Consider the following 12,030-nt stretch of genomic DNA (forward strand, 5'->3'; position numbering starts at 1 on the left):
TTGGATGGGCTAAAACGGTAAACGCTTCATTACTAAAACAGCTATACCTTTGGGAAGATAATTCACTTAAGCCTTATATTTGCTGCCAAGCCATAGCCCAACTTTGTCCAACACCGGGCTCGAACATAAACTTTTTATCGTCACTCGCGCGGCAAAACTCATTAAATGGCCAAGGCTTACATTGATAAACATGCCCTGTTTTTGGCTGCAATACCTTTGTACCCGCATTATAGTTTTCACAATTTTCAGGGTACACGTAATCATAAGTATCAAGGTTATTAACAACACGCTCATCGCATTTTGCAATACAATGAAAATCGACATGCGCTTTACATATCCCACTGCTTTGCAAAGCAAAAATTTCATTGTTTCTATAGGCAACAATTAAACCTTGTTCGGTCATTTTACCTGCGCTAACAAGGGGTACATGCACGTTAATATGCTCGGCAACTAAACGTGGCCATGCGTGAGGTTCACCTTGTTCAAGCGAGGTGATTTTGTAATCAAATGATAAACTAACTAGCTCTCCTTGCATGTCATAAAAGGTTACACTCACCACATCGCCAATAAACAATTGGGTATGATGATTTAAGCAACCTATTGTTGACCACTTTCCACAGGCCAACGACGTATGCATAAACACGGCAACACCTTAAGAGTTACAAAATCTTATCCATACACTATGGATACACAAAAAATACACTGAGGGCAAGTGATACATAACAACACGTTATGCAGTAGTCCCGCTACCATAGCTTTATAAAAAGCCTTAGACCGGAAACTTTGCGCCCTAATCTTTCGATTAGTTTGCCAGCAATGCGGCGATTATAATTCGGCCCCGCATAACAATCAAACAAAAGAATGTAACCAAAAACAAAAACCAACCCTTTAAGGTTGGTTTAATGTATTTTTAACTAAATAAATAAGTTAAAGGTTCTTTTGCCCACGTAAATATCAGCAACACCAATAAAGATATAAATATTAGCCACGCAGGCCAAGACGCTTTTGTTACTTTAGCCTCAGAGTCATCCGCTTTTAACTCTTTTGAGCCTGTGATCATCGCCTTAACTAGTGGCTTACCTTTTATTCTATAAACAATAATAGCTAATACATGTAAACCAATAGCATAAAGTAAAATGTCAAAATTCAGCTCATGTAGCCAATTTGCAAAATCAATCGTATTGCTAGACACATATTGAGCAAGCGGGCCGTCAGTTAAAATGCCATCACTACTCATTAACCCGGTAATAAGCTGCGTAATTATAATTATAAAAAATACCATTACCATACAACTGCCAGGTGCTGAATGACCTAGCGAGTCGCTTGGTGTCTTTAGTGCCTTTAAAATAGCACGAGGAGAGTGCAGCAACCCACTTAATCTCGCGGTTTTACTTCCGATAATGCCCCATATTAAACGCGTTACGATGAGTGCTAAAGTAAAGAACCCAGCAACAAAATGAAGCTCAATCATGCCCTCTTCAATACTAAAATAAAGCACCGCAATACTTACAACCAAAAACCAATGAAAGCATCTAATAAACCCATCCCACACTTTTAACGTCGTCATTGCGCCTATCCTTAAAAAAACAGTATTATCTAATTCGTTAACTACTTTAACATCATAATATTAAGGTATCCTTATGAGCCATTCTACAAGCCGTGCGAGTAAATATCATGCAACCAGTTAAAAAAGCTATTTTAAAAGGCTTTTTAGATATGCTACCACTGTGTTTAGCTGTTGTTCCTTGGGGCATTTTATGTGGTTCTTTAGCGATTCAAAATGGTTTTAGCGCCTTTGAAACCCAAGCAATGTCGTTATTAGTATTTGCAGGCTCCGCACAGCTTGTTGCAATTGAACTTATGGCGGGCAACACACCATTGCTAACAATTTTATTCACAACATTTATTATTAGCTCTCGGCACTTTTTATACGGTTTAGCTGTGCGTCATAAGGTCATTGATCAACCTATGCGTTGGCGCTTATCAGTAAGTTTTGTATTAACCGATGAGCTATTTGCATTTTCTCACCATAGAAAAGCATACAGAACAAAAACACGTTTAATATACGCATTGAGCGCTGGTTTTAGCTTTTATATTGCATGGAATATTTGGACGTTAATTGGCATTGTAGCAGGCACAATGCTACCCGACTTAACTAATTTAGGGCTCGACTTTGCTATTGCTGCCACGTTTATAGCTTTGGTTATTCCGGGCATTAAAAATTTGGCCTCACTCGTTACGGTAATTGTAGCAGGCATTGGCGCAACGCTTTTAAAAAGCACAGGATTTGAGTTATGGCTTGTTTGCTCAGCGCTGCTGGCAATGGCCGCAGGTTACAGCACAGCAAGACTAACCACTAAAAAGGAAGTAACGCCATGATGACGACTATTTTACTCATGGCGTGCATTACATTTTTTACGCGTTATTTGTTTTTACACCGTGCTTTACCGTTTAAAGTAGGCCCTAAAATGCAGCAATTTTTAAGCTTTAGCGCACCTGCAGTGCTTACAGCAATTTGGGTGCCTATCGTGTTTTTGAATGAAGATGGCATTAACTTAAACTGGCAAAACCCTTATTTAAGCGCAGCAATAGTCGCCATTATTGTTGCCTACAAAACACATAATATTTATTACACTACGCTTGCCGGTATGGGGCTATTTCTAATTTTAAATTAGTGCGATCTTTATACTTTATGAAATACTGCACTCAGGTTAAAATGCGGCTAACAACAATAAAAAAGACGCCAATATGCACGAATTTCATCAATTAAGCGCAACAAGCTTACAGGGTCAACCGATCAACTTTAATGATTTTGAAGGGAAGGTTGTGCTTATTGTTAATACCGCAAGTAAATGTGGATTTACCTACCAGTACGAGTCACTGCAAGCTTTGCACAATAAGTATGCCAGCCAAGGTTTAGTTATTCTGGGATTTCCGTGCAATCAATTTGGTCAGCAAGAACCCGGCGACGCAACACAAATAGAGCAAGGGTGCTTAATTAATTTTGGTGTGAGCTTTTTAATGGCGGCCAAAGTAGATGTAAACGGTGAGCATGCACATCCTGTATTTCGTCACTTGAAATCGGCTTTACCTGGTTTTTTAACACGTAAAATAAAGTGGAATTTTACTAAATTTTTAATTGCCGCAGATGGTACACCAATTAAACGTTATGCACCTTTTATTAAACCCGAAAAGCTAGAACTTATAATTCAAAAAGCATTAGCACAGGCTAAAAGTACGCTTTGAAAAGTAATAAAGAGGCGCAAGGCCTCTTTATTGCCAATACTATTGAAACTTAAACATACGCATAACTGCACATTTAAACTCTCAATATTAATTGGTATTTTATTTATACTAGTGAAATTTAATCGGTGTAATCGCTTAAATCGTCTTCGCCTAGATTTTTACGCAAGCGTTTTTGCTCAAGGTAGTCTTCCAACTTCTTTTTAACCTTTTGCTTGTTCTTATCGTGTTGATTACGTCCGAGCATTTCGTACTCGTCTTCAACAAAATCGTCATCTAGCGCATCGTAACTAAATGTCTTACCCACAACCCACTCCATAAAGTGTTTGAGACCAACCAAGGATTTTATTATCGCAATAGCCGGTAAAATTAAAAATGTTTAATGTCAAAGTACACTGCAAATTAACATCAAAATAAAGCCACGCGACTACTGTAAATAGTCTTCATGTCAGTAATGTGAATAAATAGCGCTAAATTTGAATTGAGGAAAGTGAGAGTTTTTTATCGTATCGATAAATAAAATTTATTAATTTTTATTAGTTAGCCAATTTGACTAAAAAATAGTTATTTATTAATTATTTTGACTTGCTAAAAAATAAAGAAAAACACTTAATCAATTGTTTTTTATAGAAAAATAAAACTGGCATCAAACTTGTTATTAATTAATCGTCATCAACAAAAAGTAGAGAACAAACATGAAAAAATTACTATTAGTTAGCGCATTAATTTGTACGCCAGCCGCTATGGCTCATAACGACAACGATTCTGCAATTTCATTTAGTAACGATGAATGTAACGTCGAATTTAAAAACGATGTACGTATTAAACCAAACGAATTAGAAATTTTTACTGCCAATAATAAAACTATGCAATTTAATACCCATGGTGACTTAACCGTAAATGGCGAGCTTGTAGCGCTTAATAGCTCACAACGCGAAGCACTGAATAAGTACTCAGATAGCTTACGCACTCAATTACCTGAAGTAGCTAATATAGCGCTTGAGGGTGTTAAAATTGCCGGTGTAGCATTAGAAGAAGTAGGCAATGCATTTAATATTGACGGTCTTGATAATATGTCTGAGCTTATGGACGACATTAAAATTGAGGTAGAAAATACATTTTACCAGCAAGGTACATTTGTAATGGGCCAACAAAGTTTTAATCAATTTGGCGAAAACTTTGAACAACAATTTGAGCAGCAGATAGAAACAGCGGTTGAATCAGCAGTAATGCAATCAATGGGCAGCATTTTAGTGGCTTTAGGTTCTGAGTTACTTGGTTCAGGCGGCGATATGGATGCCTTTGAACAACGCATGGAAAATATGGGTGCACAAATAGAAGAAAAAGTAGAGCTACATGCAAGCGCACTTGAAGAGAGAGCTAACTCTTTATGTGAAAACTTTGCTGATATTGCAAAACAAGAAGAGCAATTAGTAATGCAAGTGCCAGAGCTTAAAGGTTACCAGTTATTTAGCTTTAAACTCAATTAGTACAGCAAACGTTATTTAACATCCCTTTGGCAGCACTTAAGTTTACTTAAATGCTGCTTTTTTGTGTTTCCCAAACTTACTTTTTAGCTAATAAAGTGAGCTTACCCAGAGTAATAATGGCTTGCTCTATCTGCTCGCTCCACGGCACACCATAACTTAACCTTACGCAGCTTTTATACTTATTAGAGGCTGAAAAAATAAGCCCAGGGGTAATACTAATACCAACCTCAAGAGCAAGTAAAAATAATTTTTTGCTATCGTATTCGCCTCCCAAATCTAGCCACATTACACAGCCTCCTTTTGGATCGCTTATACGTGTATTTTTTGGCATAGCTTGTTGTAAACACCATCGCATACGCTCTTTGTTATCGCGCAGGCGCTGCCTGAGTACCTTTAAGTTACGGTCGTACTCGCCGCTGGCAATAAATTCTGATAACGCCCATTGGTTTATTAACGAAGCGGAGCAACTTAGTGCTCGTTTATATCGCCGCGCTTGTGTTGCAAATTTACCGGCAACGACCCAACCCACACGATAGCTAGGCGCTGCGGTTTTAGAAAAAGATGAGCAACTGATCACTAATCCTTTTTTAGAGTACGCTAAAGCAGGTGTGCCTCGTTTTGCCGTAAAATATAAATCGCCGTATACGTCATCTTCAATAAGCACTACGTCGTGGCTTTCGAGTAACTCCACCAGCTGCTGCCTGTTTGTATCTGGCATAAAGCTGCCTACAGGGTTGCTAATTGCTGTCGAGAATAAACACGCTTTTATGTCATGCTCATTCAAAGCGCGCTCCAAATCACTTAACCAAATGCCATTATCTGGGCACAGTGGTATTTCGAGCGCTTTAAGCCCTAAGCTTTCTATTAGCTCTATAATCCCGTGATAACAAGGTGTCTCAATAGCCACTACATCGCCTGGCTTTGTTACACACTTAAGCGCAATAGCCATGGCCTCTTGCGCACCATTGGTGATCACAAGCTCGTCCATATCAATGCCAATACCAAAATCTAAATAGCGATGCACTAATTGCTTTTTCAGCGGTACAAACCCATCTGTTGGGCCATAGTTTATGGCTTTACTGCCCGCAATTGTCATTACGCGGCGCATGTTTCTGGCGAGTGCTTTATCGGTAGGTGCTGCGGCAATTGGGTTAGCTATACCAAAAGGGACTACGTTCGCTTGATGAATCGCGCTGTACACCTGCTCTATTAAGGCTTGTTTATTTACCACAACAGGTTCGCGACTTAATTTAACTCGCTTAGGTAAATTATGCGCCATGCTAACGACTTTTAAAAAATATCCTGATTTTTCACGCGCCTCTACCAACCCTTGATCTTCAAGTGACTGGTAAGCCTGTTTTACAGTGGGGATACTTATGCTTAAGTTATCTGCCATTTTACGCAGTGATGGAAGTTTTTCGCCGGGGAGTAAAACTTGTTGAGCGCTCATATCTCTAATCAACTGAATAACTTGCTGATATAAAAACTCATGCCCTTGGCTATTTTTTTGTCTTATCATCACACACCAAATCTGTATAGGTTACATTTTTACTTTTCTGTATATGGTAAGTATACAGATAGGTCTTAAAATAGCCATTCAACCGGGCTTTGGAGACTAACCATGAAAAGTGCAGCGCTATACATTACAACCGTTTTAATTTGGGGCTCAACTTGGTTAGCCATAGAGTTTCAGTTAGGTGATATTGCGGTAGAGTTATCGTTATTTTATCGCTTTGCTATTGCAGCGCTTTTAATGTGGTTATATGTAGCGTACAAAAAACCCGACATGCGATTTAAGTTACTGGATCATGGCTTTTTTGTTTTATTAGCCATTTGTAATTTTGGATTAAATTATTTAATGCTTTACTGGGCACAAAATCACCTTACCTCAGCCATGACCTCTATTGCCTTTTCAATGCTGCTGGTTATGAACATAGTCAATACTCGGTTATTTTTTGGTAAGCCAATCTCAAAACGAATTTATACAGGTGCTGTACTCGCTGTATTAGGTATTACGTGTCTGTTTTGGCCACAGTTACAGCAGTTCGACTTGAGTAATGGTGCATTGGTCGGGTTACTACTTGCCCTTGGTGGCACCTTTGTGGCTTCATTAGGAAATATGGTAAGCGTTCGTAATTCTCGTAAACAAATTGGTGTATTGCAAGGCAATGCATGGGGCATGTTATACAGCGCTATAGGCTTGGCTTTATATGTATTAATGAACGATGTGCAATTTAGTTTAAACGCTCCACCAAGTTACTGGCTATCACTACTTTATCTATCAATATTTGGCACTGTAATCGCTTTTGGTTGCTACTTTGCTCTACTTAGAAATATAGGCCCTGAAAAAGCCAGCTACGTTATTGTTTTATTCCCACTAGTGGCAGTAACACTGAGTAGCTTTTTTGAAGGCTTTGAATGGCACGCAAATACCTTTGCAGGATTTAGCCTAGTGCTATTAGGTAACGCCATTGTGCTTACCCCAACAAAACGAATTAACGCCTTTTTAGCTAATAGAGCAATGGCTAAAAGTGGCTCCGTCCCCAGTTAGACGCGTTATTAACGCAACTAACGTAAAAGCGCCTACCCTACTGTAGGCGCTTTTTTATTGGCATATGAAAAAGTAAAGCCTGCCCATGTACACTAATAACGGCAGGAGTTTTATCTACCAGTTCACCATCTGCTTCAATCAATAACCCTTCAGTTTTTATGGAAGCTGTATTTAAGCGACTGTAGTTAAGGTTTTTTATATGCTGATGGCGCTTAAAAAACAACTTCATAAAGCTTATTACGTTATAAAAAAGCCCACCCGATCGCATTTGATAACACTCAAGCAGCCCATCAGTTAAATCTGCTTTTGGCGCTATTTCTAGACCACCACCAAAGTACTTATGATTAGCAAATACGGTAATTAAATTTTTATACTGCCTAACATCGTTATTAAACGTACCTTGTAACTGCTGAGCTTGATAATAAAATAGCTCCTTAATGCTCGTCCAACTGTAATCAAAAGATGAAAAACTAGCTTTAGCATTAATCGCTTTAACTACATGAGCATCAAACCCTACCCCTGCAATATTAATAAAATAGCGACTATTAATTTTTCCTACATCAATTGCTGTCGGTGTATTAAATAATGCCTTTCGCCAATCATCTTCTTTGCAACTAAACCCTCTCGAGAAATCATTACCTGTACCGCAAGGCAATAATGCTAACGTACAGCTACTCCCTATTAACGCATTAACCGCCAAGCTCAATGTACCGTCTCCGCCAAGTACAACTACTTTGGTAAATTTACTGAGTAGCAACCTTATTTGAGCGCAGTCATTGTTAAAGTTTCCTGTTGTAGTAAACATACAATAAGAAAAACTGCGTTTTTTACAGATGCTTTTAAGCCACATTAGTGATTTTTCATTCTGTTTTTTTGTACTTGGTTTAATAATTATTAGTAGTGACAAGCTTTTGTTTCCAACAATGTATTTGAGAACGAATAAAAAAGAGTTTAATTGAGTTTTTTTAATCTGAATAACTAGTCAAAAAAGGTTGTGTAAAATGCATATAAATAAATAAAAACACACACAAACACCAGTAATGGTGAGAGTAACGCCGATTTTATTTTAACTATTTATGCAAAAACCATAATAAAAAACACTGAACCGCACGTTAATAAAATAAATAAGGATTAGTTTAACTAATCCGTCAGGCTCAATTTTTATCGTTGTCTTTTTAATCAAACAACGTGCAAAATGCACGCGATTTCAACATATACAACCCGGAGCAAAATAATGAAACCAATTAACACATTAAATCAAACAGCAGCAGCTCAAGTAGCAGTTAAACCAACTAACCGTAAAGCAAGAATGTTAGCTAGACTTAACACTATTGGTAAAAGACTAGCACTTAGCGGCGCAGCTCAATATAAATAATCACCCAACCATGATTATTTTTCGGTGCAGCGAACACTCAACCACTAAATGAAGTCACTTATTTAGCTCCCCCTTGTTTGCTGCAACCTATTTATTTTATTAAAAATTGCCTTAATTTCCCCTTATTTACAAAAAAAACCTCATTTACGTACGTTTTTTAGGCAAACAGTCATTTTGCTATTTACACAGCGGTATCACCTAAGTATTATTCTGCGTCACGGAGAGATGGCAGAGTGGTCGAATGCACCGGTCTTGAAAACCGGCATGGGTTTATAGCCCATCTAGGGTTCAAATCCCTATCTCTCCACCATATTTTAATTGGTGGCTTTTTTTACTTCCATCAATACAAACGGTTATGCGTTGGAGAGGTGTCCGAGTGGCCGAAGGAGCTCCCCTGCTAAGGGAGTATAGAGTTTGTAGCTCTATCGAGGGTTCGAATCCCTCCCTCTCCACCATACTTAATTTAAACCACTTAATTGTGGTTTTTTTGTGCCTAAAATTTATAAAAACTAAACAAATTGTGCCTAGTAATAACTTAGGGCATTATTAACACAACTTTAGCCACTTTTAGGTTTAGCTATGATCCGGTTCATATTGCTATCAGTTTGCGCGGCAGCACCATTTTTTACCTTGGCACAAAGTACAACAGTGTATAAGTGTGTAATTAAGGGCGTTCCTACCTTTAGCCAAACGCCTTGCGCTAAAGATGCACAAGTTATTACTCTTAAAGATATAAACGTAATTGAAGCATACAAAAGCTCTACGCCCGGTAAAGGTATTACCGACACCTCTGTGGATGACTACTTAGAAGTTCAACAAATAGAACGAGAAATAAAGCGTCTTGAGCTATCTATTGCACAAAGCCAAAAAGAATACGCAGCTAAAAAACAGCAGATAGATTACATGACTCAAGATAAAGCCAATCGTTTAGGCGCTTCGTCTATTGCTGATGCTATCGCAACTAAAACAAATTCGTTAAAGCAAGCTTACGACGCATCAATTAATCAAACGCAGCAAAAAATAGAGTCATTAAAACAAAGAAAGCAGCAGCTTAGCCAAAACCCTTAAGCGCTCGTTTTACTATCGAGATAAACTGCGCAACGTCTTCTTGAGTATTATAAATATGTGGCGATACTCGTATCCCAAATTTACGGGCATCTACACTGACTTTCGCTTTATTAAGCTCTGTAAGTACATGGTCTTGCTGCTTGTTAAAAAACAAAATAACTGTCCCGCTGCATTTATCACTACTCATAGGTGATGCAACATATTTGCCTAGTTGCTCATGAATAAGCGTAAGCATAGCTAAATTATGATCCCTTACCTTGTGAGCAGTTAGCTCTGCAAAGTAAGCAATGCTATTGGCGGCAATAATATAAGGTGCTACAGAGGGAGTACCACCCCAAAACTTGAGCGCACTGGCGTTATATTCAAAGTGGTTTATATTGAACTCAAATGGATTTTGATGCGAAAACCACCCCACATCTTTAGGCTCGCAATACTCTATTTGATTTTTGTTAACCCATAAATAAGCTGCACCTGGGCCACCACATAACCATTTAACGCTCGAGCCAATCATAAAGTCAGCATCGAGTATGCTTAAATCAAGCGGTATAACACCCGCTGACTGAGCAACATCAACTATTGATAAACTATTGGTTAATTTACTTATAGCTACAATATCGTACACAGGCGCCTGTACACCTGTATTTGAATACACATGGCTTATAAAAACTAAATCGATATCACAAGTTATATAACGCTGCCAAACACTAATATCAGTTAGGTTTTCGTGCTCTGGTATAAACATAATTTGTGCGCACTCTGGTAATGCTTTTTGCATTGCAAAACCCATACTCGGAAAATCACTTTGTGCCATTAGCACTTTACAATTTTTTTGCTGTAGCCGTGGATGCGACATAAGCAACTTTGTTAAGCCACTTGATAAATTAACCTGAGGACAAAACTGCGAACTAGGCGCATTAAATAACTTACCAAGCGCGGTAGTAAATTGCTCAACTGCGGGCAGCCATTGTTGCCAAGGTTCTTTATTTGAGCTCTCCCATGGTAAAAAATAATGCTGATCTAAATATTGCTGTGTATTTTTAAGAGGACGCCCTACCGAGTGGTTTAATAAATAACAGCCATCGGCCATACAAAAATCATTTTTAAGCATGCTATTTAACCCATTCTTTAAGTGTATTTAGATCGTCAAAACGTGTTTTTATATCGTCGCGTTTGGCACTGGCTCGCCTATCTCTTAATTTTTCGAGCGAATCAAGTAACACATGAAGCGGCGGACCACTTGCTGTTACCTTGCTCATATGCTGCTGTTGCATATTTTTTGAGGGCTGAGCAATAAACTTTTCAACCAGTTGATTATGATGACCGACTGCGGTGTCGCCATGTAATTTACACACTTGAATAAATAACGTTGCGTGGCTTTTAAACCAATCTGTATTTTTATATGGTTTGGCTTGTAAAAAGTCATCCATAAAGCTTTGCATACGCATGGCTTCTCGTAGGATTTGTTGATCCTCTGGCATCATATATAAAAACTTATCCACCAGCATTTGCGAGTAACTAGGCTCGTTTGCACTACACAGTCCTAACAGCATATCAATCACGTTAATACCTGCAAAGTCACCAGCATTTGCACCTCTGTAAACCTCTTTACCTACACGGTACGGTTTATAATAAGGGCGAACACAGTTAAAAAAGCGATCTGTATCGAGCTCAGAATAAAGTGCATTGTTTGACTCAATTACATCTATAAGTGCCTGTTTAGCTACTTCTAATAACTCACCACATAAAGGATGCGAAATCCCCAGTGGTAATATTTTTAATAATGCATCACTTGCCCGTTTGTAGGCCAAAATGCCTTGAGTGTTATAATCAAGAAACAGCTTTTCATCAGGTAAATTAGTAAATCGTTTATAAATACCGTTAAGTGCTTTGTTATGAGTAGTTAAGTGGGCGGTAGCAAAGCGAGGGGTTACGCCAATCGATGCGCCAATATGCATAGCAAGCGCTGAAGCATCTATTAGTGGGGAGCTGGTTTCTCTGCTTGGTTCGGTAATTTCATGGCGCCTACACGCTGCCATAAATAATCCTACGTTACCGAGTAAGTCAAAAGCGCTATCAAAGCCTTGATCTGTGTTTCCCTCGGCTAATAAATTACTAATTAATACGTTGCCTTCTTTTTCTAATTGTTGCTTTAAGGCCTCGCCTATTCCTTCTACATTTGCTTTATCGGTTTGCTGCCAATAAAGCTGCTCTAATTCACTATTTAAAGTGACAAACTCTGTTCGTATCCAGTGATCGAAAATAGCAGTATGTGTGTTCATTGGTGTGCTCTATTATTTTTATAG

14 protein-coding genes, 2 tRNA genes and 1 riboswitch are annotated in these 12,030 nt (G+C 38.4%); of the genes, 9 read left to right on the plus strand and 7 right to left on the minus strand.

The genetic code is table 11. The features are described from left to right. Positions 1-73 precede the first annotated feature (73 nt). Both I6F54_RS15065 and I6F54_RS15070 read right to left on the minus strand, forming a co-directional pair. The gene (locus I6F54_RS15065; RefSeq protein WP_197119983.1) at positions 74-637 is read right to left on the minus strand and encodes a chitin-binding protein; all 564 of its coding nucleotides are present in this window, start codon (positions 635-637) and stop codon (positions 74-76) included. Positions 638-733: 96 nt separating this feature from the next. Beyond that, positions 734-822, minus strand: a riboswitch (cyclic di-GMP riboswitch). 88 nt (positions 823-910) lie between these two features. Beyond that, positions 911-1,567, minus strand: coding sequence for a cytochrome b/b6 domain-containing protein (locus I6F54_RS15070; protein ID WP_197142144.1), 657 nt, complete (start codon positions 1,565-1,567; stop codon positions 911-913). Positions 1,568-1,674: 107 nt separating this feature from the next. Here I6F54_RS15070 and I6F54_RS15075 point away from each other — a divergent pair, with 107 nt between their 5' ends. From I6F54_RS15075 to I6F54_RS15085, 3 genes are all read left to right on the plus strand, one after another. Further along, a complete protein-coding gene (locus I6F54_RS15075; RefSeq protein ID WP_197142146.1) occupies positions 1,675-2,379 on the plus strand; it encodes an AzlC family ABC transporter permease in 705 nt (234 codons plus the stop codon). Next, a complete protein-coding gene (locus I6F54_RS15080; protein WP_004335020.1) occupies positions 2,376-2,675 on the plus strand; it encodes an AzlD domain-containing protein in 300 nt (99 codons plus the stop codon). Before I6F54_RS15075 ends, I6F54_RS15080 begins: the two co-directional genes overlap by 4 nt. 73 nt (positions 2,676-2,748) lie before the next feature. Further along, positions 2,749-3,246, plus strand: coding sequence for a glutathione peroxidase (locus I6F54_RS15085; protein ID WP_197142148.1), 498 nt, complete (start codon positions 2,749-2,751; stop codon positions 3,244-3,246). 118 nt (positions 3,247-3,364) lie between these two features. Here the strand turns inward: I6F54_RS15085 and I6F54_RS15090 are convergent, their stop codons facing one another. Next, complete coding sequence (locus tag I6F54_RS15090; RefSeq protein WP_007579801.1) at positions 3,365-3,550, minus strand: PA3496 family putative envelope integrity protein; 186 nt, start codon at positions 3,548-3,550, stop codon at positions 3,365-3,367. Positions 3,551-3,938: 388 nt separating this feature from the next. Between I6F54_RS15090 and I6F54_RS15095 the strand changes: the two genes are divergently transcribed. Further along, positions 3,939-4,733: a YggN family protein gene (locus I6F54_RS15095; protein ID WP_165729135.1), complete on the plus strand. Its 795-nt coding sequence runs from the start codon at positions 3,939-3,941 to the stop codon at positions 4,731-4,733. 76 nt (positions 4,734-4,809) lie between these two features. Here the strand turns inward: I6F54_RS15095 and I6F54_RS15100 are convergent, their stop codons facing one another. After that, a complete protein-coding gene (locus I6F54_RS15100; protein WP_197142150.1) occupies positions 4,810-6,252 on the minus strand; it encodes an aminotransferase-like domain-containing protein in 1,443 nt (480 codons plus the stop codon). Positions 6,253-6,354: 102 nt separating this feature from the next. Here I6F54_RS15100 and I6F54_RS15105 point away from each other — a divergent pair, with 102 nt between their 5' ends. Continuing rightward, positions 6,355-7,284: a DMT family transporter gene (locus I6F54_RS15105; protein WP_007579798.1), complete on the plus strand. Its 930-nt coding sequence runs from the start codon at positions 6,355-6,357 to the stop codon at positions 7,282-7,284. A 37-nt stretch (positions 7,285-7,321) separates the two neighbouring features. Here the strand turns inward: I6F54_RS15105 and I6F54_RS15110 are convergent, their stop codons facing one another. Further along, positions 7,322-8,191: a diacylglycerol/lipid kinase family protein gene (locus I6F54_RS15110; protein ID WP_024593834.1), complete on the minus strand. Its 870-nt coding sequence runs from the start codon at positions 8,189-8,191 to the stop codon at positions 7,322-7,324. Positions 8,192-8,518: 327 nt separating this feature from the next. Between I6F54_RS15110 and I6F54_RS15115 the strand changes: the two genes are divergently transcribed. From I6F54_RS15115 to I6F54_RS15130, 4 genes are all read left to right on the plus strand, one after another. Next, entirely contained in the window at positions 8,519-8,659 is a 141-nt protein-coding gene (locus tag I6F54_RS15115; protein ID WP_010554841.1) for a hypothetical protein, read from the plus strand. 219 nt (positions 8,660-8,878) lie between these two features. Further along, positions 8,879-8,969: transfer RNA gene (locus tag I6F54_RS15120), tRNA-Ser, on the plus strand. Between the two features lie 52 nt (positions 8,970-9,021). Then, positions 9,022-9,114: transfer RNA gene (locus I6F54_RS15125), tRNA-Ser, on the plus strand. A gap of 124 nt (positions 9,115-9,238) precedes the next feature. Beyond that, a complete protein-coding gene (locus I6F54_RS15130) occupies positions 9,239-9,727 on the plus strand; it encodes a DUF4124 domain-containing protein (protein WP_007579794.1) in 489 nt (162 codons plus the stop codon). On the opposite strand, the gene I6F54_RS15135 is transcribed toward I6F54_RS15130, so the two are convergent. Both I6F54_RS15135 and I6F54_RS15140 read right to left on the minus strand, forming a co-directional pair. After that, positions 9,711-10,835 (minus strand): aminotransferase class V-fold PLP-dependent enzyme, encoded by a 1,125-nt coding sequence (locus tag I6F54_RS15135; RefSeq protein WP_197142152.1) that lies wholly within the window; start codon positions 10,833-10,835, stop codon positions 9,711-9,713. The genes I6F54_RS15130 and I6F54_RS15135 overlap by 17 nt on opposite strands. Before the next feature lies 1 nt (position 10,836). Next, complete coding sequence (locus tag I6F54_RS15140; RefSeq protein WP_197142154.1) at positions 10,837-12,006, minus strand: PrnB family protein; 1,170 nt, start codon at positions 12,004-12,006, stop codon at positions 10,837-10,839. Positions 12,007-12,030 lie beyond the last annotated feature (24 nt).

It is taken from the genome of Pseudoalteromonas sp. SWXJZ10B (assembly GCF_015864475.1).
Lineage (GTDB): Bacteria > Pseudomonadota > Gammaproteobacteria > Enterobacterales > Alteromonadaceae > Pseudoalteromonas > Pseudoalteromonas arctica.